The organism is Helicobacter pylori (assembly GCA_008032955.1).
Classification (GTDB): domain Bacteria; phylum Campylobacterota; class Campylobacteria; order Campylobacterales; family Helicobacteraceae; genus Helicobacter; species Helicobacter pylori_DC.
Genome location: CP032046.1, coordinates 921,758 through 947,318 on the forward strand (window position 1 = coordinate 921,758; position 25,561 = coordinate 947,318).

Consider the following 25,561-nt stretch of genomic DNA (forward strand, 5'->3'; position numbering starts at 1 on the left):
ATCATGGCAGAAAAAACAGCTAACGATTTAAAACTAAGCGAGATAGAACTCGTGGATTTTCGTATTTATGGCATGCAAGAGGGCGTCCCTTATGAGGGGATTTATGGCATTAATGTGGCTAAAGTCCAAGAAATCATCCCCATGCCTACCCTTTTTGAATACCCCACTAATCTAGATTACATCATCGGCGTGTTTGATTTGCGCTCCACGATCATTCCGCTTATAGACTTGGCTAAATGGATAGGGATTGTCCCGGATAAAAGCAAGGAAAACGAAAAAATCGTCATTATCACTGAATTTAACAACATTAAAATGGGCTTTTTAGTCCATTCGGCTAGGCGTATCAGGCGCATTAGCTGGAAAGATGTGGAGCCTGCATCCTTTAGCGCCTCTAATAGTATCAACAGAGAAAATATCACCGGTACCACGCGCATTGAAAACGACAAAACCCTACTCATTTTGGATTTAGAAAGCATTTTAGACGATTTAAAGCTTAATGAAGACGCTAAAAGCACTAAGGAAGCCACCCCCAAACAGCATTTTGAAGGCGAAGTGTTGTTTTTAGACGATAGCAGAACGGCGAGAAAAACCTTAAAAAACCATTTGAGTAAATTGGGTTTTAGCATCACGGAAGCTGTGGATGGGGAAGACGGGTTGAACAAATTAGAAATGTTATTCAAAAAATACGGGGACGATTTGAGAAAGCATTTGAAATTCATTATTTCAGATGTTGAAATGCCTAAAATGGATGGCTATCATTTCTTATTCAAGCTCCAAAAAGACCCTAGGTTTGCTTATATTCCTGTGATTTTTAATTCTTCTATTTGCGATAATTACAGCGCTGAAAGGGCTAAAGAAATGGGGGCTGTAGCGTATTTAGTCAAGTTTGACGCAGAGAAATTCACCGAAGAAATTTCTAAGATTTTAGACAAGAATGCGTAATTCTTTTTATAAAATTGTAAAATACTCTTATCTCAAACGCTAAAAAGGGGTTTTAAATGGATGATTTGCAAGAAATAATGGAAGACTTTTTGATTGAAGCCTTTGAAATGAACGAGCAGTTGGATCAGGATTTAGTGGAATTAGAGCATAACCCTGAAGATTTGGACTTGCTCAATCGCATTTTTAGAGTCGCCCACACCATTAAAGGCTCTAGCTCGTTTTTGAATCTTAATATCCTCACGCACCTCACGCACAACATGGAAGATGTCTTAAATCGTGCCAGAAAGGGCGAAATTAAAATCACGCCGGATATTATGGATGTCGTGTTGCGCTCCATTGATTTGATGAAAACCTTACTCGTAACGATTAGAGATACCGGATCAGATACTAATAACGGCAAGGAAAACGAGATTGAAGAAGCGGTCAAACAGCTTCAAGCTATCACAAGCCAAAATCTAGAGGGCGCTAAAGAAACTTTAGGGGCTAAAGAAACCCCAAAAGAAGAAGCGAAAGAAGAAATTAAAGAAAAAGCGAAAGAAGAAAATAAAGAAAACAAGGCAAAAACCCCTACTGCAGAAAATCCCGCAAGCGATAACCCGCTAGCCGATGAGCCGGATTTGGATTATGCTAACATGAGCGCTGAAGAAGTGGAAGCGGAAATTGAACGCCTGCTTAACAAGCGCCAAGAGGCCGATAAAGAACGAAGAGCCCAAAAAAAACAAGAAGATCAAGCCAAACCTAAACAAGAAGTTACCCCAACAAAAGAAGACCCCAAAACAGAAACCCAAAAAGCCCCTAAAACAGAAACTAAAGCTAAGGCTAAAGCCGATACTGAAGAAAATAAAGCCCCCTCTATTGGCGTGGAGCAAACCGTTAGAGTGGATGTGCGCCGCTTGGATCACTTAATGAATCTAATCGGTGAGCTTGTTTTAGGAAAGAATCGCTTGATCAGGATTTATAGCGATGTGGAAGAACGCTATGATGGGGAAAAGTTTTTAGAGGAATTAAACCAGGTGGTTTCTTCTATTTCAGCGGTAACGACAGACTTGCAGCTTGCGGTGATGAAAACCCGGATGCAACCAGTGGGCAAAGTGTTCAATAAATTCCCTCGCATGGTAAGGGATTTGAGCCGGGAATTAGGCAAGAGCATTGAATTAATCATTGAGGGCGAAGAAACCGAATTAGACAAATCCATTGTAGAAGAGATTGGCGATCCGCTCATTCACATTATCCGCAACTCATGCGATCATGGGATTGAGCCTTTAGAAGAAAGAAGAAGGCTTAACAAGCCTGAAACCGGTAAAGTGCAATTGAGCGCGTATAATGAGGGCAATCACATTGTGATCAAAATCTCTGATGATGGCAAGGGATTAGATCCTGTGATGCTTAAAGAAAAAGCGATTGAAAAAGGGGTGATTAGCGAAAGAGACGCTGAAGGCATGAGCGATAGGGAAGCGTTTAATCTCATTTTCAAGCCAGGCTTTTCTACCGCAAAAGTCGTTTCCAATGTCTCAGGCAGAGGCGTGGGCATGGATGTGGTGAAAACCAATATTGAAAAGCTCAATGGGATCATTGAAATTGATTCAGAAGTGGGGGTAGGCACGACTCAAAAGCTTAAAATCCCTCTCACTTTGGCTATCATTCAAGCTTTACTCGTGGGCGTTCAAGAAGAATATTACGCTATCCCGCTTTCTTCAGTTTTAGAAACCGTGCGCATCAGCCAGGATGAAATCTACACCGTTGATGGCAAGAGCGTGTTGCGCTTGAGAGATGAGGTGCTTTCTTTGGTGCGCCTTTCTGATATTTTTAAAGTGGATGCTATTTTGGAATCCAAATCAGATGTGTATGTGGTCATCATTGGCTTAGCCGATCAAAAAATTGGCGTGATCGTGGATTATTTGATCGGTCAAGAAGAAGTGGTCATTAAATCTTTAGGTTACTACCTTAAAAACACTAGAGGCATTGCCGGCGCTACGGTGAGAGGCGATGGGAAAATCACCCTTATTGTAGATGTGGGGGCGATGATGGATATGGCAAAAAGCATCAAGGTCAATATCGCTACCTTGATGAATGAATCCGAAAACACCAAGAGCAAAAATTCTCCTAGCGATTATATTGTCTTAGCGATTGATGACAGCAGCACGGACAGAGCGATTATCCGCAAATGTTTAAAACCATTAGGCATCACGCTTTTAGAAGCCACTAACGGGTTAGAAGGCTTAGAAATGCTTAAAAATGGCGATAAGATTCCGGACGCTATTTTAGTGGATATTGAAATGCCTAAAATGGACGGCTACACTTTCGCTTCTGAAGTGCGTAAATACAATAAATTTAAAAACCTGCCTTTGATCGCAGTAACCAGTCGGGTAACTAAAACCGATAGGATGCGCGGCGTTGAATCCGGCATGACTGAATACATCACCAAACCTTATAGCGGTGAGTATTTAACCACCGTAGTGAAGCGCAGTATTAAATTAGAAGGAGACCAATCGTGAGCAACCAATTAAAAGATTTATTTGAAAGACAAAAAGAAGCTAGTGCAGGCTCTAAACAAGAAGACAATGAAGAGGTTTTGCAATTCATTGGCTTTATTATTGGCGATGAAGAATACGCCATTCCCATTTTGAATATTTTAGAAATCGTCAAACCCATTGGTTACACGCGAGTCCCTGAAACCCCAAACTATGTGCTTGGCGTGTTCAACTTAAGGGGTAATGTCTTCCCGTTGATTAGCCTGCGTTTAAAATTCGGGTTGAAAGCTGAAAAGCAAAACAAAGACACTCGTTATTTGGTGGTGCGCCATAACGATCAGATCGCTGGGTTTTTCATTGATCGCTTAACTGAAGCCATTCGCATCAAGCAAACGGATATTGATCCGGTGCCAGAGACTTTGAGCGATAACAATAATTTAACTTATGGCATTGGGAAACAAAACGATAGACTCGTAACCATTTTAAGAGTGGAAGAAATCTTAAAGAAAGACTTCTAAAAATTTTAGTTTATCCATAGCCCCTATGGGCTTTGAGAAAGACTTATTCCGTTAAAAAGCTTGATTAAAATCAAGCGATAATGTTTGATTAAAATAGGATCTTTTTTAATCTTTTCTTTTAAAAACAGCGTGAAACTTTTTTAAACGGATTAAAAAGAACCCCTTATTTTTAGTCTTTGTTGCCAACACTTTTTAACAAGTGGGGCTTTTGCATTGAGACTTACTAGATTGTAGCCCCCTCCTTTTAAGGATTTCCTATTCCAACACTTTTAAAAGCGCTTCATAATCAGGCTCTTCTAAAATGTTTTGAACGATTTCTTTATAGATAACCACTCCCTTATCATCAAGAACAAACACTGATCGAGCGAGTAAGCCTTGCAAAGAGCCTTTGCCTAACAGCACGCCGTAATTTTCCCCAAAAGCCTTATACCTAAAATCGCTTAAGATTCTTAAGTCCTTAATGCCTTCAGTGCCGCAAATTTGTCCTTGAGAAAAAGGTAAGTCCATAGAAATAACGCTAAAACTCACAGAAGGCAATTTGCTAGCTTGCTCATTGAAGTGTTTGGCTTGGAGCAAACAAACCGATCCAGTTAAACTAGGAAGCGCGCTAACGACTTGAAAACGCACGCCTGGCTTCAATAAACTGACTTCTTGCAAATCGCCATTGACCAATTTCACATCAGGGGCTTTATCGCCCACTTTTAAGGCTTTCCCTTCTAATTGGTATGTCTCTTCTTTAAAAGTAACTTTTTGCATGGTTAAATCCTTTCTAATTGAATTGCTATATTGCGTTAGAATAATAGTCAATTAAAATTAACTTTTAAAAAATTTAGAAAGAATTTGTTTAAAAAGTCGTTTTCATTTTAAAAAACCCCTTAAAATCTACAAAATTTGCATAACGATCCATTTTTAAGAAAAAATTTACCAAAAAGTATTAAAAAATGATTACAATACGGCTATCTGATCACAAGGAGAAAACATGTTTACATTACGAGAGTTGCCTTTTGCTAAAGACAGCATGGGAGATTTTTTAAGCCCTGTAGCGTTTGATTTCCACCATGGGAAACACCATCAAGCTTATGTGAATAATTTGAATAACTTAATCAAAGGCACGGATTTTGAGAAAAGTTCTTTGTTCGCTATTTTGACAAAATCTAGCGGAGGCGTGTTTAATAACGCCGCTCAAATTTATAACCACGATTTTTATTGGGATTGCCTAAGCCCCAAAGCGACTGCTTTAAGCGATGAGTTAAAAGGGGCTTTAGAAAAAGATTTTGGCTCACTAGAAAAATTTAAAGAAGACTTCATTAAGAGTGCGACCACTCTGTTTGGCTCTGGTTGGAATTGGGCAGCGTATAATTTAGACACTCAAAAAATTGAAATCATTCAAACCAGCAACGCACAAACCCCGGTTACGGATAAAAAAGTGCCGCTTTTAGTGGTAGATGTGTGGGAGCATGCTTATTACATTGATCACAAAAACGCGCGCCCTGTGTATTTGGAAAAATTCTATGGGCATATCAATTGGCATTTTGTTTCTCAATGCTATGAGTGGGCGAAAAAAGAAGGCTTAGGCTCAGTGGATTATTACATCAATGAGTTGGTGCATAAAAAAGCTTAAGCGTTACGGCTATTGTGGTTTAAAGATTTTTAAACCACGCTTCTTTTTTGAATGAAAGACACTCTGTTTAATCAATCCCTAAACAAACGCTTTTGTTTTGATGAGAAAGTCGCCCATGTTTTTGATGACATGCTGGAGCGTTCCATTCCTTACTATCATGAAATGTTGGATTTGGGGGCGTATTTTATCGCTCAAAATTTAAAAGAAAATCTCAATGCTAAGCCCTTGCCTAAGCCCTTGATTTATGATTTAGGTTGTTCTACCGGAAACTTTTTTATTGCGCTTAACCAACAAATCCAACAAGATATTGAGCTTGTAGGGATTGACAATTCCATGCCCATGCTCAAAAAAGCGCAAGAAAAATTAAAAGATTTTAACAATGCCCGTTTTGAATGCATGGATTTTTTAGAGGTTGAGTTTAGAGAAGCGAGCGCGTTTTCATTGCTTTTTGTGTTGCAATTTGTCCGCCCCATGCAAAGAGAGGTGTTGCTCAAAAAGATTTATAACAGCCTTGCGTTGAATGGGGTTTTATTGGTGGGCGAAAAGATCATGAGCGAAGATCGGATATTGGACAAGCAAATGATAGAGCTATACTACCTTTATAAACAAAATCAAGGCTATAGCCACAATGAAATCGCTTTCAAAAGGGAAGCGTTAGAAAATGTGCTTGTGCCTTATAGTCTAAAAGAAAATATCGCGCTTTTAGAAAGCGTGGGGTTTAAGCATGTGGAAGCGGTGTTTAAATGGGTGAATTTCACGCTGTTAGTCGCCAGAAAAACTTGAGTTTTTTAAAGAATATAGAAAGCTTGAGTTTTTTAAATAATATATAAAACATGAGTTTTTAAAAAATATCCATAGGATCCATGTTTACGCTGCAAGGGATATTAGGGGCGGTTTTTAAAAACGCATGCACGCTTTTGATTAGGCTTAAAGGGTTTTTGGAACGCAATAAAATCAGGTAGCGGTAAGAAGAGGCGATTTTTTCAATGGGGGCTTTAAAGCTGGAGAGCGTTACGCCCTTTTCTAAACACAAAGAAAGGGTTTGAGAGGCTTTTAGGCTCAATTGTTGGGCCTTTTCTTCGTTTTTATGCTTAAACTCCAACAAACACAGCCTTGAAAAAGGCGGGTAGAGTTCGCACCTTTCTTGCAATTCGTATTGTAAAAAATCTTCATAATCTTCTAAGAAATTTTTTAATAGATCGGTTTCGGTGCTTTGAATGAACACTTGGCCAGAAATTTGCCTAGCGCTCCTCCCAGCGATTTGATAGAGTAACGACACGCCTTCTTCTAAAGCCCTATAACTATTGGATTTGATGATATTGTCTATGCCTAAAACAACCGCTAAACTCACTTTAGCGTAATCATGCCCCTTGCTTATCATTTGAGTGCCGATTAAGATATTGGTTTTTTGAGCGTTGAAATCGTTTAAAATATTGTGGAGTTTTTTGGGCGTGCTGGTGTGATCTTTATCTAAGATCGCTATTTTAGCGCCTTTCAAAAGGCCTTCTAACTCGTTCAACACTTGCATGGTGCCTATCCTTTTACCCACTAAAACTTCGCTTTGGCATGCGTTGCAAATTTTAGGGATAGGGCTTGAAAAATGGCAATAATGGCACATGAGTTTGTTGGTTTTTAAATGCAAACTCATATTCACGCTGCAAAAGGGGCATTGAACGCTTTTGTAGCAATTTTGGCACAGCAAGGTTTTAAAATTAGCCCTTGTAGGCACAAAAATAATGGCTTGCTCGTTTTTGTCTATCACTTGTTGCAGCGCTTCTAGGAGTTTGGGCGTGATAAAACGCTCGGTTTTTTCAAAAATAATGTTTTTTTGCGTGGGGGTGTAGCGCCCCTTTAAACGCACTAAAGCCTTATCTTTAAAGCGTTTATAACTACTCAAACTTGGCGTAGCAGAGCCTAAAATCACTTGAATAGGGAATTTATGGGATAAATACAAGCATAAATCCCTAGCATTATACATAGGGCTTTGATGGGATTTATAAGAAAAGTCATGCTCTTCATCTACAATGATTAAACCCAGCTCTTTAAGGGGTAAAAACAACGCGCTTCGTGTGCCTACCACTAATTTGATTTCTTGCGAATAAAGCTTTTCTAAAAATTGCTTTTTTTGATTTTGAGAGAGTTTGCTATGCCACAAGCCTAAATTTTCTTTAAAGACCCTTTTAAGGCGTTGTTGCATTTGAGGGGTGAGGGCGATTTCTGGCACTAACAATAAAGCGCTTTTTTCTTGCTCTAAAATTTGAGCGATTGAATGCATATAAATCTCGGTTTTACCGCTACCCGTATCGCCAAAGAGCAAGCTTGCTGGATGTTTTTGCAATTCTTTTAAAGCGTTGGTTTGCGTTTGGCTTAATATATTAAGAACAGGCTCAATTTTTTCTAACCCCACTAAATCGCATTCTTTAAAAGGGGCAAAAAGGCTTAAGACTGAAGAAAGATTAGCCGAGTAATATTGAGCGATAAAAATAGCGAGCTCCATTTGAAAAGGGAGTAAAAAATAAGGGGTTTTTTCTAGCTCTAGGCATTCAAAAGAGGGTTTTGAAACTTCTTCAAGAACGACGCCCAAAAGCGTTTTATTCCTTAAAGGGATATTGACTAACGCCCCTTTAAGGTGTCGCTCTTTAGAAAAGTAAGTTAAAGGAGGGGTTTTATTTTTTAAAGGAGCGATCAAGTGATAGAACATGATGAGATTTTTTCTAAAAGCTTTTGGAGTTCATTGTGCAAATACTCGTTTTGACAACTTTCATGCAAATAATCCTTTAAAAGCTCTAAGGCGTTTAATTCTTGGTTATGGAAACGCTCCTTTAGGGTGCGTTTCATCTCATCGCTAAAGGTGTTGTTGAGAGAGATTTTATAGCGTTTGCCCAAATAAGTGATTTCTAAGCTATCGTTTTCTAAAGACATGTTTTTAATGGTTTATGACAATAAATCAGAGATTTTGTCATAAAGACCTTGAATACCCTTATCTTTAGCGCTCAATTCATCGTATAAAATAGCGATTTGAATGTCTTTTTCTTCATTTTGCGCATTCAGCGTGGTGTTTGCTTGGCGTAGAGCGTTCAACTCTTCTTCTTGTTTTTGGATTTTTTCAATCAACTCATCAATTTTAGCGCCCAACTGGTTTAATAAACTTAAAGATTGCATCATAAGCCTTTCATGGTTTTTAAAAGTTATTATATCAAAGCTATTAAATTATCGCAAAATACCCCTATCCCCTTAAATAAAGTAACTAAAACCCCATGTTTTAAACAATTCTTATGGCGGTATTTGGTATTTTTGATTACCATAAAGCAACAAGATAGAAAGCTTGACATAGGAGTGGTAAATGCAAAAAAGTATATTAAAAATAACTCTGTTGTTGGTTTTCCTCTTTTTAAGAAACGCTGTTGGTTTAGAGGATAAAAAAGCGGATCCTAAAAGCGTTCAAAATACGCCCAAAAATTTACCCCCTATCCAATTAAGGCTCAATGAAGTCCATGAAGAACTTATAGAGATGTTAGAAAATATGGGGAAAGGCACGCAGTATGAGTTCCCTAAAATCAAAGAAATCCTAGAACAAAGCGAAGAAGAATGGCTCAAAGTCGCCCATGAAGAATGCGTGGCGTTGGTTATGTTAATAAGCCCTAAAGCTTCTATTGAAAGTAGCCCGATTTATAGGAATTGCTATGAAGCTTATGTGAAGCAAAGAATCCATGATTTATATGATTTTTATAAAGAAAGCAAAAAGGTGAAAAGAAAAATCAAAAAAGCCCATAAGCAAGAGACCGCTATTAATCAATCCCATCCCTTAAAAAAAGAACCGCCTAAAAGCGAGAATAAAAAGAGCTTAGTAAAACCTAGCTTAAAAGATGCGAGTGTCCCTAAAGGGTATTACTTGCAAATTGGGGCTTTTTTGAACGCGCCCAGTAAGGATTTTTTGCAAACGCTCAAAACTTTCCCTTACCAAATAAAGAAAAAAGACTCCCTCACGCATTATTTGATTGGCCCTTATAAAACGAAAGAAGAAGCCCTAAAACAGCTTGAAAATGCAACTAAAAGCTTTAAAAATAAGCCCGTGTTGGTGGAAAAATAGTTTTATTGGATTTTGTGAAACCACCCCTTGCTAAAGCAAGGAGCTTCCTAACTAAAGCGCCCTAATGGACACTAACACGAAAGGCTTTGTTCTTTAAAGTCTGCATGGATATTTCCTACCCCAAAAAGACTTAACCCTTTGCTTAAAATATGGTCTTATTATCAAAAATAGGCTCTTGTTGTGTAGCTTCCATGTTCGCTGTTCCTTAAAACATAGACAAATGCCCATGTATTAAAGTAATTCGCACTTTGTTGATAAATGAAGTTTTTCATTTGCAACTAAAGCCTTGCTTGCACAGTAGTCAAGCGATAGCTATCAGTCCGTTTTAGTAAGATTTCTTTAACCGCATTAAAAGGTGTATTCTTTTTAATTTCTTTGTCAAAGTATCTCGCTAAAATGTTTCTAGCAGCATTATAGTCAGCCTGAATAGTTCCCCCATTAAATAGGTAAAAAGTATTGCTTTTGCGACGCCCTAATAAAAGGTTGTTACAAAAGCTATCGCATTGCGAAGTGTATGCAGGATTGACTAAATGCAATGCAGAACCTCTGCACGCTATTACATTTTTTAAAGCGTCTGCTATTAAACCTTTAACCCAAGAATTGAGTCTTCTGTTAGTGTTTTTGCCATAGCTTGTGTTTTTTGAAAAGTTTTCTTTTAAATCTTCACACACAACCACCTTTGCCTTATCCACTACTTGATGGCAAGCGTTGTAAATAAGGGTTTTTAATCTTTGTTTGACTTTATGATCTTCTTTGTTTTGCTTAATTTTGCCTAGATTGTTTTTAAAAATACGATTAGCTTTTTCAAGTTGATTGTTTTTTTGAGCTTTTTTCATCAGCGCCAATAACTTGTTTCTTCGTTGGTATTTGACTTTTAGTTTGTCGCTGTATTGGGTGAGGATTTTACCTAAATCCTTCCCTAAAAATTCGTTAGTGCTTGTTACAAAGACTTCACTATAACCCTTATCAATGCCTATTATTTCATTCCCACAAGTGCGATTATCTGTTTTTTCATAAGAACTATGAACTTCCACTACCTTGTTTTTTATAATCAGTCTTAAAGTGCCACTAGGTTTGTATTCCATTGTGGTATTTAAAGGGATTTTAATCCTTTTGTTTTTGATTAAAGAGGGTATAGAGATCCAACATTGATTGTTCAATTCAAAAACTTTGTAGTCATCGCTGCGGACAATGATTTGATTGAAAACAGAATTTTTACCATGCTTGAAAGCTTTTCTCATTTTTCTGTGTAAAAAATGATCTTTTAGCCATTCATCTTTTTTTAATTGGATAAAGGCTTCTTTTTGCTCTTCTTTGGTTTTATAGTGTTTGAATATGTCTTTTTTAATAGAAGTTTTAGCCGCTTCCAAATAGAGCTTGATGTTATTGAAGCTATCTCTTAAAGTCTCTTTCCAAGCGTTAGCTAAAACTTTAAATTCCCTTTTTTCCTTAACCCATAAATCTCTAATTTTTCTATCGCTCGTATTCAAACATTTTAAAGCCCCATATTCTTGCCATATTTGAGAACGCAATTTTCCTAAAATTTGGGCTTGTTCGTTTAACGCTTTTAACTTACCTTTATTGATATTTTTGGCATAGAGTATTCTTGTAACTAGCATCATTCTTGATTTTTAAGATGTTCTTTAATTTCTTTGTTGTATTTTCTTAAGCCATAAAGCCTAGAACTAAAACAATGGATAATGCTCAATAAATCTTGTGTCATCTCAGCTTCAGGGCTTAAAGAGATCTGATTCATTATAATAATTTCACAGCCATGAGTTTGAGCAAAGCTTTCAAAATATTCAAAACCAAAACGCACAAACCTATCTTTATGAGCGATAACCAATTTAGAGATTTTTCCCATTTCAATTTCTTCCAAAATTCGGTTAAAAATCTTTCTCTTATAGTTTAACCCACTCCCTATCTCATTACACCATTCACTCACCGCATAGCCATTGGCAAGACAAAATTTTTCTAAGGCTTCAATTTGATTTTGCAAATCTTGTTTTTGATTAGCGCTAGACACTCTAGCATAAACCACTATCTTTGCTTTATCTTCACTAGCTTTAATACCTAGATATTCTAAGTATTGATCATGCGTGTAAAAACGCCTATTTTTTTGATTACGATGAGCGACAAAAACACCCTCTAAATCCCATCGTTGTAAAGTCCTAACAGATTTACCTATCATACTAGCAAACTTAGCAGGCGAATACACAAGCTTTCCTTAATTTAATTATGTGGCTATTTTATCATAAATTAGTTATATTTGTCAATGTTTTTTGTATTAGTTAGATGCTCCTTTGTTTTTTTGTCTTAAAAGTTTCTATTCCTTTCAAGCAATATAATTATAATATAATTTAGCTTAATGCTTGCTTAAATTATTCTATGATAATACCATTCTCTGTTAAAAAATCTAGGTTATCCATAAGTAAATAATGCTCTTTGGCGACTTCTAAAGGGATGCGGAATTGCTTTGTTTCTCTGTCGTAATGGGTGAGGATAGTTAGCGTGTTCATTTCTAGGTCGTTAAATGAAAGAATGCGTGCGTAATCGTGGTCGATTAAGGCTTCTAATAGCATTTTAATTCTATGGTCTGCTCCGCTTCTAACCTGCTTATAATTGATAATAGTAGGGCTGATAAATTTAGAATTAAAAGTAAAGCGCTGACAATCCCACTCAATTAAAGCCTTAAAAAACAAGGGGGCCTCGTATAATAATGCTTCTGTGAAACCACCCCTTGCTAAAGCAAGGAGCTTCCTAACTAAAGCGCCCTAATGGACACTAACACGAAAGGCTTTGTTCTTTAAAGTCTGCATGGATATTTCCTACCCCAAAAAGACTTAACCCTTTGCTTAAAATATTGTTCGCAGCGTTGATGTCTCTGTGTTCTCTATACCCGCATTCTAAACACCAATACTGCCTATGATTTAATTTAAGCTTGTGGTTGATATTCCCACAACAATGGCAAGTTTTACTCGTATATTGTGGGGGAACTTTCACTAACAATTTGCCATTATGCTGTTGTTTGTAGTCTAAAAAAGAGATGATTTGATAGAATGAAGCGTTTAAGATAGATTGATTAAGCCCACTCTTTTGTTTAACGTTTTTGAGTTTAGCTCTTTTAGTCATGTTTTTTACTTGCAAATCTTCAACTACTATCAATTCAAATTGCTTTGAAAGTTCGCTTGTGATTTTATGGTATCTGTCTGTTTTTTGATGACTAGACTTGTCAAAGGCTTGGTTTAATTTCTTTTGGGTTTTGTAAAAATTACCTCCTAATTTGGTTTTGTTTTGTTTAGACTTTAACACCCTACGGCTTTGTTTTCTTTGCAATCTTTTAAATTTTTTAAAGTATTTTTTTAAAGAATACAATTTGGAATAAGTAGGGATGAGTCGTTTAGTGTCCAACTCTTCATCTATTTCTATCCCTAGTAATTCTTTCATGTCTATTGGGTATCGCTTAAAATCCGTTAGTTTTTTGTGATTATTCACCCCACAAGAACAAGCTATATCAAGGATATTCAAATCTAGCCCCACACCATTTTTAGGGTTTTTGATGGGAGTAATGTCTTGTTGGTATTCCACGCTAAAGCTAACGAAATACTTTCTGTGGCTGCAAGAGATACTAATTTGTTTCACTTTAAAATTAGGAGGGAAGTTTCTATGCATGCGCATCATTAAGGGCATTTTCATTAAAGTGAATATCTTAAAGCGTTCATCATCGCTTTCTTTGATAGAGAAACCTTGATTGTTCCACGAAAAAGATTGTTTGGCGAATTTAGAGTTTTTGAATTTAGGAAAGCCCCTGTTTTTAACTTTAAAAGCATCTTTTAAAGCCCTTTCAACATTTATGCGTGATTGTTGGCTATCACACTACTAAAGCTTAACCCCCTAGCGTTCAAGTGGTGTTTAATCGCATGATCTAACTCGCTTGATTTTTTCCACTTTCTTTCTTTGGGAGGTGAATCTTTGTTGGTTTCATATTGCTCTTGCAGTAAATTCAAGCCAATATTATAAGCTTGATTATAGACAAAAAAAGAGTGTTGCAATTTATCCTGTTGTTCTTTAGTGGGATACAAGCGGAATTTAAAACCCTTATTGACTTTCATAGAAGTATTTTAACATCTTTTTGTTAAAATAGGTCTATGAAAAAAATTGATGATATGAGACACGGAAGACATTGTGTTTTTTAATGCATGTGCATTTGGTATTTGTTACTAAATACAGGCGTTCAGCGTTCAATAAGGAAGTGATAGATTTTTTAGGATCGGTGTTTGCCAAAGTGTGTAAGGACTTTGAGAGCGAATTGGTAGAATTTGATGGGGGGAGCGATCATGTGCATTTGCTTATCAACTACCCTCCAAAAGTGAGCGTGAGTAAGTTAGTCAATTCTTTAAAAGGCGTTAGCAGTCGTTTGACTAGACAACACCATTTCAAAAGCGTTGAAGCTAGTTTGTGGGGGAAGCATTTATGGTCGCCTAGTTATTTCGCTGGGAGTTGTGGGGGCGTGCCTTTAGAGATGATTAAGCAATACATACAAGAGCAAGAAACACCGCATTAAATTAGCTAACTTTGATTTTTAAGTAGAACGCGCTAAAAAGCGAATGGATCTAGGTGAAACAATGTTCAAATAGCCCAACAGCTAAACGCTTACATCTCCGCCCTAAAGGACGGAGTTTTTCGCGCTAGTTGGATAAAGCCACATGGCTATCAGCGCGATAAACAAACTCGCACTCAAAAACACATAGCCTATCATTTTATAAAGGGGGATAAAATTTTTTTGAATTTCTTCTTCTGCGATAATGATTTTAGAAACCCCTAAGCGGTTAGTTGGGGCACTGTCTGTGAGGTAAAAGCCCTGTTTTTTAAGCACAAAATAAGGGGTTTTGATCAAGGCGTCATTTTTAAAAGAGGCCACAAACGCCCCAATATTAGAAAACTTGACTTTGTTGTCTTCATCTAATAAGACAAAGGGGGTGTTTTTGAATCGTTCTTCTAAGATTTTTAAAGGCTCTAAAGAAGAGGCATTATCCAACTCTAAAAGGCTTTTAGCGATCGCATCAGCGGTGTATTGCATGCGTATTTGGGTGTTTTCTAAGAGGTTATTTTTCGCATAAAAGAAAAATAACGCTAACAAAACCCCCACTAAAAGCAAGGTAGAAAGGGCATAAACGATTAAAAAACGCTTTTTAAAAGAATAGGGCATGACAGACCTTTTTATTGATAGCGGGTTGGATAACACAGCTTTTTTACGATTGGATTAAAAACGCTCAAAAACAACCCCTTTTTTCTACCATACTTATTTAATTTTATGGTAAATTTTTGAAAAATTGTTATAATTCCTACACTTTTATTGGCAAATTGATTAAGAAAGGGGTTTAGAACATGCTTGACATATGGATAGATATGATAATTTGTATTTTTTATTTGCTCTTTTTTACGACTCCTTACATTGTGGGCGATATTTTGCAATTGAAATTTATCCGTCAAAAGCTCTGCGAGAAGCCTGTTTTACTCCCACAAAAGGATTATGAAGAAGCGGGAAATTATGCCATTAGGAAAATGCAATTATCCATTATTTCTCAAATTTTAGACGGGATCATCTTTGCTGGTTGGGTCTTTTTTGGTTTGACGCATTTAGAAGATCTCACGCATTATTTAAACCTTCCTGAAACGCTAGGCTACTTGGTGTTTGCTTTGTTGTTTTTAGCGATTCAAAGCGTTTTAGCTTTACCCATTAGCTACTACACCACCATGCATTTGGATAAAGAATTTGGCTTTTCTAAGGTGAGCTTGTCGTTGTTTTTCAAGGATTTTTTCAAAGGGTTATCGCTCACTTTAGGCGTGGGGTTGTTGTTGATTTACACTCTTATTATGATCATTGAACATGTGGAGCATTGGGAGATTAGCTCGTTTTTTGTCGTGTTTGTTTTTATGATCTTGGCTAATCTTTTTTACCCTAAAATCGCCCAGCTTTTCAACCAATTCACCCCCTTGAATAACCGGGATTTAGAGAGTCAAATTGAGAGCATGATGGATAAGGTGGGTTTTAAATCCGAAGGCATTTTTGTGATGGACGCTAGCAAAAGGGATGGGCGTTTGAATGCGTATTTTGGGGGCTTGGGCAAAAACAAGCGGGTGGTGTTGTTTGACACTTTGATCTCTAAAGTTGGGACAGAAGGGCTTTTAGCCATTTTAGGGCATGAATTAGGGCATTTTAAAAATAAGGATTTGTTGAAAAGTTTAGGGATTATGGGAGGCTTGCTCGCTCTTGTTTTTGCTTTGATCGCTCATTTGCCACCGATCGTTTTTGAAGGCTTTAATGTCTCACAAACGCCAGCGAGTTTGATTACGATTTTACTCTTGTTTTTGCCGGTGTTTTCCTTTTACGCCATGCCTTTGATCGGGTTTTTTAGCCGAAAGAACGAATACAATGCGGACAAGTTTGGGGCGAGTTTAAGCTCTAAAGAGACTTTAGCCAAAGCGTTAGTGTCCATTGTGAATGAAAATAAAGCGTTCCCCTATTCGCACCCTTTTTATGTTTTCTTGCATTTCACGCACCCGCCCTTATTAGAACGCCTAAAAGCTTTGGATTATGAAATTGAATGACCCTTTCACAAGCCCTAAACAAAACCAAAAAAGAATTATCGCAAAAAGGCTTTAGGGGGGGTTAGAGTCTGAAATTTTATTAGGCTTTGTCTTGCAAAAAGAGAGGGTTTTTTTGCACACGCATGAGCATTTGGAATTAAACCACGAAGAAGAGGTGCACTTTTTTGAATTGGTAGGAAAGCGATTGAATGACTGCCCCATAGAGTATTTATTAGGAAGCTGTGATTTTTATGGGCACTCTTTTTTTGTGAATGAGCATGTTTTAATCCCACGGCCTGAAACCGAGATTTTAGTCCAAAAAGCCCTTGATATTATTTCTCAATACCATTTAAAAGAAATAGGCGAAATCGGCATAGGGAGTGGTTGCGTGTCTGTGAGTTTGGCTTTAGAAAATCCTAAGCTTTGTATTTATGCGAGCGATATTTCACCCAAAGCTTTAGAAGTGGCGTTAAAAAACATTGAACGCTTTAATTTAAAAGAGCGTGTTTTTTTAAAACAAACGCACCTTTGGGATCATATGCCAACGATAGAAATGCTTGTCTCTAACCCGCCCTATATCGCTAGAGATTATCCTTTAGAAAAATCCGTCCTTAAAGAACCGCATGAAGCCCTTTTTGGGGGGGTTAAAGGCGATGAAATCTTAAAAGAAATCGTTTTTTTAGCCGCTGGATTAAAAATCCCTTTTTTGGTTTGTGAAATGGGGTATGACCAGTTAAAAAGCTTGAAAGAATGCTTGGAATTTTGCGGTTATGATGCAGAGTTTTACAAGGATTTGAGCGGCTTTGATAGAGGGTTTGTGGGCGTTTTAAAAAGTTTTTTAAGATAAATTAAAACTTAATTACCCTTTTAGTGTTACAATAAAAACACTTAAAACAATAAAGGATGCCGCTCATGTATGTTGAAAAAATTCTCCAATCTTTACAGAAAAAATACCCTTATCAAAAAGAGTTCCATCAAGCCGTCTATGAAGCTATCACTTCCTTAAAACCCCTTTTAGACAGCGATAAAAGCTATGAAAAGCATGCGGTTTTAGAGCGTTTGATTGAGCCTGAAAGGGAGATTTTTTTTAGGGTGTGTTGGCTGGATGATAACCATCAAATCCAAGTCAATCGGGGGTGTAGGGTTGAATTCAATTCGGCTATTGGCCCTTATAAGGGGGGTTTGAGATTCCACCCTAGCGTGAATGAAAGCGTGATCAAGTTTTTAGGCTTTGAGCAAGTGTTGAAAAATTCGCTCACCACTTTGGCTATGGGGGGCGCTAAGGGGGGAGCGATTTTGACCCTAAAGGGAAGAGCGAGCATGAGATCATGCGTTTTTGCCAGGCGTTCATGAATGAATTGTACCGCCACATTGGAGCCACGACTGATGTGCCAGCTGGGGATATTGGAGTGGGCGAAAGAGAGATTGGCTATCTGTTTGGGCAATATAAAAAATTAGTCAATCGTTTTGAGGGCGTATTGACCGGTAAGGGACTCACTTATGGGGGGAGCTTGTGCAGAAAAGAAGCTACCGGCTATGGGTGCGTGTATTTTGCTGAAGAAATGCTGCAAGAAAGGAACAGCTCTTTAGAGGGTAAGGTTTGCAGCGTTTCTGGGAGCGGTAATGTCGCTATTTATACCATTGAAAAACTGCTTCAAATAGGAGCCAAACCGGTAACGGCGAGCGATTCTAATGGCATGATTTATGATAAAGACGGCATTGATTTAGAGCTTTTGAAAGAGATTAAAGAGGTGCGTCGTGGGAGGATCAAAGAATACGCTTTAGAAAAAACTAGCGCGAAATACACGCCCACAGAAAATTACCCCAAAGGGGGGAATGCCGTATGGCATGTGCCTTGTTTTGCGGCTTTTCCTAGCGCGACTGAGAATGAATTGAGCGTTTTAGACGCTAAAACCCTCCTTTCTAATGGGTGTAAATGCGTGGCTGAAGGGGCGAACATGCCCTCAAGCAATGAAGCGATTGAATTGTTTTTACAGGCTAAGATTTCTTATGGTATAGGCAAGGCGGCTAATGCTGGGGGGGTGAGCGTGAGCGGCTTGGAAATGGCGCAAAACGCGAGCATGCACCCTTGGAGTTTTGAAGTGGTGGATGCGAAATTACACCACATCATGAAAGAGATTTATAAAAATGTCTCTCAAACCGCTAAAGAGTTTAAAGACCCTACTAATTTTGTTTTAGGGGCTAATATCGCTGGTTTTAGAAAAGTGGCGTCTGCGATGATAGCGCAAGGGGTTTGATTTACCCCCAATTTTACAAACCCAGTTTTTTAACCCATCTCCTTATGGCGCGTAACAACGGTAAGGATTTTTGATAAATTTTGCGATAGATTTTAAAAGTGGTGTTTTGAGAGAGTTCCAATAAAGGTGAAGCGTTTTGTAAAAGGCGCTCATAATTAACCCTCAAATCATCATAATTAACCCTCAAATCATCATAATTAACCCTCAAATCATCATAATTAACCCTCAAATCATCAATAGTCGCTAAAGGCTCATTCAAATCACGATAGAAAACAAAAGGGTTATCGTGATAAATCGTGTCGTTTTCTAAAATCGTTTTAAAAAAATCCAGGATTTTTTTAAAACTCAAATTTTGGTAAAAGTAAGCTTTCCCATCAAGGGTGTTTAAAGGGTTTTCATAGAGCATGTCTAAATAAGCGTTTGGGTGCGTGTGCAAGTATCTCACATAATCAATCGCTTCATCAAAATCTTTAAAATCATGCACATTCACAAAACTTTTAGGGTTAAAATCTTTCGCCACGCTAGGACTCCCCCAATAAATAGGAATAGTATGGCTGAAATAAGCGTCAATGATTTTTTCAGTAACATAGCCATAGCCTTGAGTGTTTTCAAAACACAGATTGAATTTGTATTGGCTTAAAAACTCGCTCTTGTTTTTGACATTATAGCCTAAAGTGTTTTTCACGCTCCCTCCCCCAATAACTGGCTCAATAGCGTTTAAAGCGTCATAGAAGGCGTTCCTTATAGGAGCGTTAGGGTTGCTTGCGACAAAACTCGCAAACCCTCTTTTCAAAGGATCGCTCTCATTATTCACTACTGCGCATAAATGAGGGTGGTTTTCTTTAAAATGATGGGAGGGTTTTTTTAAAGCATAAAGGCTGTCAGATTTGATCTTGTAGGGCGCGGTGGTGTCATTCACGCTCTCGGCTTTATGGTGTAGTCTATCATAATATAAAGGCATTCTCAAATAACGGTCTCTAAAATCCAATTCATCAAAGCCTATGGCGTAATCAAAGAGGTTGAAATTAGGGACTTCGTTTTCACCGGTGTAAAACACCCTTTTAGCGTTTTGATAGGATAAGATTTTTCTGGCTGAGCCAATAGGACTGCCAAAGACGAGATCTGAGGGTTTGTTGGGATTGCTGTGCAGAATGATTTTGTAGCGTTGGCTTAAGATGAAATACAGAGTGCTCTTTTTAAATTCTTCAGCGCCTCCCCACCAATTCGCCACAGCGATTTTTAGGGGGGGAGGAGATTTAGAGGTAATTTTTTTTTAATTGGAGCGCTTTCTATAAAGGCGTCTAGTAAGGGTTGGAACATTTTTACCCTTTAAACCAATTTAGGCAAACTCAAATGGCGTTTGAAATACGCCAAGATCACAAGGATAAAAGGTATCGCTACCAAAAAGTATAAAAAAGTAGGGATCGGCAAAGGATCGCCTGCAGCATAGCTGTGCAAGCCAGAAAGGTAGTAATTCACGCCAAAATAAGTCATTAAAACCGAATAAAACCCTAGCACGCTGCTGCTCGCTAAAATAAAGGGCCAATTTTGAGAGCCTAAAAAACGCAAATGCAAGATCAAAGCATAGACGCAAATAGAAATCAACGCCCAAGTTTCTTTAGGGTCCCACCCCCAATAGCGCCCCCAAGATTCATTCGCCCACACCCCGCCTAAGAAATTCCCGGCTGTGAGCATGAACAGGCCTAAAATCATGCTCATTTCATTGATAGCGCTAATGGAAAGGATGGTTTTGTCCAAATTGAAACGCCCTTGTTTGCGCAAAATAAACAAAACCAAACTTAAAATCCCTAGCACAAAACACAAGCCCAAAAAGCCATAACTGGCGGTGATGACAGAGACATGGATATTGAGCCAATAGGATTTTAACACCGGCACTAAATGGCCAATTTGAGGGTCCATAAAGCCTAAATGAGCCACAAAGAGTGCGATACCGGCTAAAAAGCTAGAAGCCGATAGCGCGAGTTTGGAGCGTAAAATAAACCCTGCGATAACAGAAGCCCATGCGATATAGAGCATGGACTCATAAGCGTTGCTCCAAGGCGAATGCCCGCTCACGTACCAGCGCAAGATTAATCCCACAGAATGAGCGAGCATGCAAAGCAAGATAGCCATATAAAGGATTTTAGTCAGCCAAATATTTGGAATCGTGTTTTTAACCAAAGAGGTGATCACAACGATAAAAAGCAACAACCCAAGAAGGATATAAGGCAAGGTCAGGCTGTTAAAAAAATTGGTGTGGTTTAAAAAAATTTCAGAATCCACTTTAGAAGAAGATAAATAGAGGTTTTTGGCATGCTCTTGCTGATAGACGCTCAAATCTTTTAGGGTTTTTTCTACTTTATCCCATTGGTTGGTTTTTAAAGCGTCATCAAACCCGCTAAAAATATTTTTTAAAAACGCCGTTGCCACGCTTGAAATTTCTTTATTGGGGCTGTTGATCGCTTCAATGGGCGAGAGCCAAGCAGTGGTTTTATCGCTAGGGAAAATGCGTAAAAATTGAGCGCTAAAAAGCGTATAAACTAAATTGATTCGTTCATCTACTTTTAACACATCTTTATCCAACTCGTTGCGCGCATTAGGGGATTTTTGATTGACTTCTTCAACCAGATTTTTTAATTTATACCCACGGCTATCAAAAACATCTCTAAAAGCGATACGGCTTTCATCTAAAGGCGTGCCAATAAGCTTTTTTAAGGCTTTATTAGAAGTGTAAATCATCTTAACGCTACGCCAATCATTGGGGAAAAACATGATCCCTAAAAGCACCTGCATGGCGTTTAGCCCTTGAAAATCATCTTTTTTTAAAATCTTATGGATGTATTCAATGCTAATAGTGTCTAAAGGTTTGATACGCCCATCAAAATCCTGGACTTGAAGCCTTTGAAAGGCTTTCAAATGGTCTTTGGAATACTCTCTTAAATGTTTCAAACGCTCTAAAATTGCACTTTTAGAATCTTCTTTATTAGCGGGATTTTCTACGCTTTGTCGCTCAATTTTAGCGCTTTTGCCCCCATGCATGTCAATTTGGCCTTCATTGGCGAACGAAGAAGTAAAAGGGCTGATTAAAATTAAAGCGAGCAAGAAACTAGCAACTTGTTGGGATTTTAAAAAGCGTGAAAGCTTTAAAAAACGCCCATTTTTATCCAAAAGCAACCACAAAGCCCCTAAAATAAGCATCGCATACCCTAAATAAGTGGGGATTTTACCCGGGTCTTTATTGACAGAAAGGATCGTGCCTTTTTCATCCATGTCATAAGAAGATTGGAAAAAGCGATAACCTTCATAATCTAAAACATGGTTCATGAAAATCCTATAAGGCTTGATTAAGGTGTTATCCAATTTCAAAACTTCCACTTCTGAAGCGTAAGATGAAGGGCTCATAGAGCCGGCGTAGCGCTCTAATTCAAAACGCTTCAGTTTGATTTGGAAAGGCAATCCAATGTAAGCGGATCCAAAACTCAAAGAGAGCTTGTCGTCTTTAAACATCTCGCTTTCTTCTATGCCTTCATTCCTGTTGTTTTTAATGAGGTTGAATTTGCGGCTCACGCCGTTATAAGTCGCCTTTAACACTAAAATCGTGGCATCATCTTTTTAATGGCGTTTTGCTTGTAAATCTCTAAAGGTTCTAAAATCAAAGGCTTGTGATCTAAAGTGGCATGAATGGGTTTTAATCGTTTGGAATAATAAAAAGTTAAAGGCGTTTTTAAAGAAAGTTTTTTTTCGTCATTTAGGGCGATATTAAGGTAAGTGTCCGCGCTTTCAAAAGAGCTTTGTGCACTATTTTCTCGCACATGCATAAGCCCTTCCACGCCAAAAAAGCGCGTGATCGCTGCCCCTAAAATGATTAAAATCAAGGAGCTGTGGAAAAAAAGGCTGGCGTATCTTTTGCGCTTCAAAGCTTTAGAATTAATGAATGTGCCTATTAAAACCACCAACAAATATGCATGCAAGAAATTGAACCAAGGGGTGTTATACACAATCGCCTTACTCGCGCTCGTGCCGTAATCGTTTTCTATAAAAGTGGCTATCGCACACGCACAAGCGTAGAGTGCGATTAAAGGGATAGCGACCCAAAAAGAAGCCAGCAAAAAAGAAAGCAGGCTTTTAAGGCTTTTCATGCATTTTCCTAGCTTGATTTGTTTCTAGAAAGGTTGGTTTTATACTTGATGTAAGCCTTTAATTTTTTAGTGAGATCCTCATCGTTTTTTGCGTCTTGATACTTCCCATCGCCGATAAATTCTAACACGGCTAAAAATTGCGTAGAGGGCATATAGCCGGGCAATTCATAGATGGTTTTGCCGGTTTTATCGGATAAAACAATCGTAGGGGTGGATTGGACGGCATAAATTTGCGCTAATTCTTCTGTGGACATTTTGATTTCTTTTTCATCATTTTTATCCTTATCGCCGACTTTAAAATCATGCTCTTTGGAGTAGCTGATATTGACATAGTAAGCGCTAAAATGCTCTTTAACATAGTCGCGCAATTCTTTGACATTTTTGAGATCTTTTTTAAACCTTTCGCAATAGGAGCAACCATTACGGCCAAAAACTAAAAGCATGTATTTGTCATTGGGGCTAATAGACTTATTGTCTAAAAAAACATCTTCTAAACCGGTGTAACTCTTTTTGTCTATATTGTCTCGCTCATCGTTCAATTCTTTGGAGCTTTGAGAGCCAGAGCTTAAAAGATTTTCATCTAACTTTTCTTTATTGTTGGATTTGCAAGCGCTTAAAAACAGCGAAATCAATAATAAAACGCTTAAAAATTTCTTGGAAACATAAGAAAGTGAAAACATGTAATAACCTTTATTTTTTAATAGATTTGAAAACTCGGTATTTTACTATAATAATCGTTTTTATGCAAATTTCACTCACTTTTAAGGTTTTTAACTAATCCAATGATAAATTTTGCAAACTCTATAGAATCGTTTAAGCATGGGCAAACTAAATATTCCTTAACCGCTAAGCGCTCTGCCATTAAGCGGTATTGCATGTCTAATTCATAAAGCGTTTCAGAATTGTCAATCGTGAAAGCTAAAGGGTAGATAATGATATTAGACTTGCGGTGCTTTTCTATCAACTCTTCAGTGCTTGGCTCTAGCCATTTCATAGGCCCTAGCTTGGATTGGTAAGAGAGTAAAACTTCTTTAAAAGGGATATTTTTTTGTTGCATCAACTCTTTTAACAAACTCACATGGTGTTCGCATTCTTGCTGGTAAGTATCGCCGGCATCAACAATGCTTTTAGGCAATCCATGGACGGAAAAGATTAGGACAAAATCCTGGCTTTTGCGGTTGTTTAGGGTGCTTAAAATCGTGCTTAAAATGATTTCATTAAGCTTTTTGTCAGCATAAAAGCGTTCTATCACTCGCACCTTGGGGCGGAAAGTTTCTAAGGATTTGAGAGCGCTAAAAGCGTCATTGAAACTAGAAAGGGTGGTCGTGCTAGAATATTGCGGATACATGGAAAAAAACACCAGGCTTTCTATTTCTTTTAAGGCTAAATCTTGCAAAACCATAGACGCATAAGGGGGGTATAACGCATCGCATAAGTGTAAAAACGAGAAGGATCCAATTCGTTCAAACGCTCTGTAAGGGCGAATGTGATAGGCGTTAAAGGGGATTTGCCTCCTAATTTTTCATAGATTTTTTTGGATTTTTCTATGCGGCTATTGACGATCATTTTACCCACCATTTTACGCATGAAATTATTTTTAATGGTAAGGATAAAGGGGTCATCAAACATGTTTTTTAAAAACACCCCCACTTCATAAAGGCTGTTAGGCCCTCCCATATTCAAAAGAATAACCGCTTCTTTGGGGGATTTTGTGGCGTTATTTTCTAAATTATTATGCTTTTCATTGATCAAATTCATTAGTGCATGCTAAAATAAAACGATTAATAAAAAATAAATCGTTAGAAAGAAGTTAATGTTAGAGATGAGTTTGCAAGCATTAAATACACAAGATTCTTCTGTAATGGCTCAATCCTTGCTTGTCCATGCCTTTTTTGCCGCCTTGCTTGCCCTAGCCTTTATGATCAATCTTTACACCCTTTTTAAAGAAAGGAATTTTATCCAATTGAACAAAAAAATCTATCTTGTCATGCCAGCGATTTACATTCTTTTAAGCATCGCTCTTTTGAGCGGGGTTTTTATTTGGGCGATGCAGCAATTTGAATTTTCTTTTAGCGCTGTTGTCATGCTTTTAGGGTTATTGTTGATGCTGATAGCAGAAATTAAACGCCATAAAAGCGTGAAATTCGCTATCACCAAAAAAGAAAGGATGGAAGCCTATATCAAAAAAGCTAAAATCCTGTATTTTTTAGAAACGATTCTTATTGTTGTGTTAATGGGCATTTGAATGCGTTTTGTCTACCACCCTTTAGCCAAAGAGCCTACTTTAAAAATAGAAGGCGAGAGTTATATCCATTTATACCGCTCAAGGCGCATCAAAAGCGCGAGTCGTTTGGATTTAAGGAATTTAAAAGACGGCTTTTTATACACCTATGAGCATGCAGAAATCGCTAAAAAACACGCCTTTTTAAGGCTAGTGGGCACGCAACCATTAGAGATTATGGCTAATAAAAAAACGCATTTGATTTTAAGCGTGATTGAAATCAAAAGCGTTGAAAAAATTTTGCCTTTTTTAAATCAGTTAGGCGTGAGCAAGTTGAGTTTGTTCTATGCGGATTTTAGCCAGCGTAATGAAAAAATAGATAGCGCCAAATTAGAGCGCTTTCAAAAGATTTTGATCCATTCTTGCGAGCAATGCGGTCGCAGCGCTTTAATGGAATTGGAAGCGTTTCCAAGCACCAAAGAGGTATTAAACGCCTACCCTAAAGCGAGCGTTTTAGATTTTAACGGCGAAACCTTACCCGCAAGCACGGATTTTGAAAAGGGTATTATCATAGGGCCTGAAGGGGGCTTTAGCGAGCAAGAAAGGGAGTGTTTTAAAGAGCGTGAAATTTATCGCATCCCGTTAGATATGGTGCTAAAATCTGAGAGTGCATGCGTGTTTGTGGCGAGTATTGCGCAAGTTTAGGGGGT

Annotated in this window: 19 protein-coding genes and 7 pseudogenes; 12 read left to right on the forward strand and 14 right to left on the reverse strand. The window is 37.9% G+C overall.

From position 1 onward, the window contains the following. Positions 1-3 precede the first annotated feature (3 nt). Genes D2C72_04440 through D2C72_04450 form a run of 3 tightly spaced genes read left to right on the forward strand, consistent with a single transcriptional unit; the run spans position 4 to position 3,931 of the window. A complete protein-coding gene (locus D2C72_04440; protein QEF43570.1) occupies positions 4-942 on the forward strand; it encodes a chemotaxis signal transduction protein CheV in 939 nt (312 codons plus the stop codon). 56 nt (positions 943-998) lie between these two features. Next, positions 999-3,437 (forward strand): hybrid sensor histidine kinase/response regulator, encoded by a 2,439-nt coding sequence (locus D2C72_04445; GenBank protein ID QEF43571.1) that lies wholly within the window; start codon positions 999-1,001, stop codon positions 3,435-3,437. Further along, positions 3,434-3,931, forward strand: a complete 498-nt coding sequence (locus D2C72_04450; GenBank protein QEF43572.1) for a chemotaxis protein CheW — start codon at positions 3,434-3,436, stop codon at positions 3,929-3,931. Before D2C72_04445 ends, D2C72_04450 begins: the two co-directional genes overlap by 4 nt. Positions 3,932-4,186: 255 nt before the next feature. On the opposite strand, the gene D2C72_04455 is transcribed toward D2C72_04450, so the two are convergent. After that, the gene (locus D2C72_04455; GenBank protein QEF43573.1) at positions 4,187-4,687 is read right to left on the reverse strand and encodes a thiol peroxidase; all 501 of its coding nucleotides are present in this window, start codon (positions 4,685-4,687) and stop codon (positions 4,187-4,189) included. Between the two features lie 223 nt (positions 4,688-4,910). Here D2C72_04455 and D2C72_04460 point away from each other — a divergent pair, with 223 nt between their 5' ends. Next, complete coding sequence (locus tag D2C72_04460) at positions 4,911-5,552, forward strand: superoxide dismutase (protein ID QEF43574.1); 642 nt, start codon at positions 4,911-4,913, stop codon at positions 5,550-5,552. 51 nt (positions 5,553-5,603) lie between these two features. Beyond that, complete coding sequence (gene cmoA / locus D2C72_04465) at positions 5,604-6,335, forward strand: carboxy-S-adenosyl-L-methionine synthase CmoA (GenBank protein ID QEF43575.1); 732 nt, start codon at positions 5,604-5,606, stop codon at positions 6,333-6,335. Between the two features lie 58 nt (positions 6,336-6,393). Here the strand turns inward: cmoA and D2C72_04470 are convergent, their stop codons facing one another. Genes D2C72_04470 through D2C72_04480 form a run of 3 tightly spaced genes read right to left on the reverse strand, consistent with a single transcriptional unit; the run spans position 6,394 to position 8,717 of the window. Next, on the reverse strand, positions 6,394-8,253 hold the full coding sequence (locus D2C72_04470) for a primosomal protein N' (protein QEF43576.1): 1,860 nt from the start codon (positions 8,251-8,253) through the stop codon (positions 6,394-6,396). Beyond that, a complete protein-coding gene (locus tag D2C72_04475) occupies positions 8,238-8,474 on the reverse strand; it encodes a hypothetical protein (GenBank protein QEF43577.1) in 237 nt (78 codons plus the stop codon). The genes D2C72_04470 and D2C72_04475 overlap by 16 nt, the downstream gene beginning before the upstream one ends. Positions 8,475-8,486: 12 nt before the next feature. Further along, on the reverse strand, positions 8,487-8,717 hold the full coding sequence (locus D2C72_04480; GenBank protein QEF43578.1) for a DUF904 domain-containing protein: 231 nt from the start codon (positions 8,715-8,717) through the stop codon (positions 8,487-8,489). A 178-nt stretch (positions 8,718-8,895) separates the two neighbouring features. Here D2C72_04480 and D2C72_04485 point away from each other — a divergent pair, with 178 nt between their 5' ends. After that, entirely contained in the window at positions 8,896-9,642 is a 747-nt protein-coding gene (locus tag D2C72_04485) for an SPOR domain-containing protein (protein ID QEF43579.1), read from the forward strand. A 71-nt stretch (positions 9,643-9,713) separates the two neighbouring features. On the opposite strand, the pseudogene D2C72_04490 reads toward D2C72_04485, so the two are convergent. From D2C72_04490 to D2C72_04510, 5 genes and pseudogenes are all read right to left on the reverse strand, one after another. After that, a pseudogene (locus tag D2C72_04490) lies at positions 9,714-9,797 on the reverse strand (transposase). Between the two features lie 123 nt (positions 9,798-9,920). Continuing rightward, positions 9,921-11,264, reverse strand: coding sequence for a transposase (locus tag D2C72_04495; GenBank protein ID QEF43580.1), 1,344 nt, complete (start codon positions 11,262-11,264; stop codon positions 9,921-9,923). Further along, a complete protein-coding gene (locus tag D2C72_04500; GenBank protein ID QEF43581.1) occupies positions 11,261-11,860 on the reverse strand; it encodes an IS607 family transposase in 600 nt (199 codons plus the stop codon). The genes D2C72_04495 and D2C72_04500 overlap by 4 nt, the downstream gene beginning before the upstream one ends. A gap of 163 nt (positions 11,861-12,023) precedes the next feature. Continuing rightward, positions 12,024-12,344, reverse strand: a complete 321-nt coding sequence (locus D2C72_04505) for a hypothetical protein (GenBank protein QEF43582.1) — start codon at positions 12,342-12,344, stop codon at positions 12,024-12,026. Positions 12,345-12,426: 82 nt separating this feature from the next. Then, positions 12,427-13,754 (reverse strand): annotated as a pseudogene (locus D2C72_04510) (transposase). Positions 13,755-13,825: 71 nt separating this feature from the next. On the opposite strand from D2C72_04510, the gene tnpA reads away from it, so the two are divergent. After that, positions 13,826-14,206, forward strand: coding sequence for an IS200/IS605 family transposase (tnpA, locus tag D2C72_04515; GenBank protein QEF43583.1), 381 nt, complete (start codon positions 13,826-13,828; stop codon positions 14,204-14,206). A gap of 102 nt (positions 14,207-14,308) precedes the next feature. Here tnpA and D2C72_04520 read toward each other — a convergent pair whose 3' ends face one another. After that, entirely contained in the window at positions 14,309-14,851 is a 543-nt protein-coding gene (locus tag D2C72_04520; GenBank protein QEF43584.1) for a hypothetical protein, read from the reverse strand. A gap of 179 nt (positions 14,852-15,030) precedes the next feature. On the opposite strand from D2C72_04520, the gene D2C72_04525 reads away from it, so the two are divergent. From D2C72_04525 to D2C72_04535, 3 genes and pseudogenes are all read left to right on the forward strand, one after another. Then, positions 15,031-16,254, forward strand: coding sequence for a M48 family peptidase (locus tag D2C72_04525; protein ID QEF43585.1), 1,224 nt, complete (start codon positions 15,031-15,033; stop codon positions 16,252-16,254). Continuing rightward, positions 16,251-17,080, forward strand: a pseudogene (gene prmC, locus D2C72_04530) (peptide chain release factor N(5)-glutamine methyltransferase). Before D2C72_04525 ends, prmC begins: the two are co-directional and overlap by 4 nt. Before the next feature lie 65 nt (positions 17,081-17,145). After that, positions 17,146-18,491, forward strand: a pseudogene (locus tag D2C72_04535) (NADP-specific glutamate dehydrogenase). A 13-nt stretch (positions 18,492-18,504) separates the two neighbouring features. Here D2C72_04535 and D2C72_04540 read toward each other — a convergent pair. From D2C72_04540 to D2C72_04555, 4 genes and pseudogenes are all read right to left on the reverse strand, one after another. Continuing rightward, positions 18,505-19,811, reverse strand: a pseudogene (locus tag D2C72_04540) (fucosyltransferase). A 9-nt stretch (positions 19,812-19,820) separates the two neighbouring features. Then, positions 19,821-22,630, reverse strand: a pseudogene (locus D2C72_04545) (cytochrome C biogenesis protein). An 8-nt stretch (positions 22,631-22,638) separates the two neighbouring features. Beyond that, entirely contained in the window at positions 22,639-23,310 is a 672-nt protein-coding gene (locus tag D2C72_04550; protein ID QEF43586.1) for a thiol:disulfide interchange protein, read from the reverse strand. 71 nt (positions 23,311-23,381) lie between these two features. Further along, positions 23,382-24,388, reverse strand: a pseudogene (locus tag D2C72_04555) (ferrochelatase). Between the two features lie 55 nt (positions 24,389-24,443). Between D2C72_04555 and D2C72_04560 the strand changes: the two are divergent. After that, positions 24,444-24,875: a hypothetical protein gene (locus tag D2C72_04560; protein ID QEF43587.1), complete on the forward strand. Its 432-nt coding sequence runs from the start codon at positions 24,444-24,446 to the stop codon at positions 24,873-24,875. Beyond that, a complete protein-coding gene (locus tag D2C72_04565; protein QEF43588.1) occupies positions 24,876-25,556 on the forward strand; it encodes a 16S rRNA (uracil(1498)-N(3))-methyltransferase in 681 nt (226 codons plus the stop codon). It begins immediately after the preceding gene. Positions 25,557-25,561: the final 5 nt, after the last annotated feature.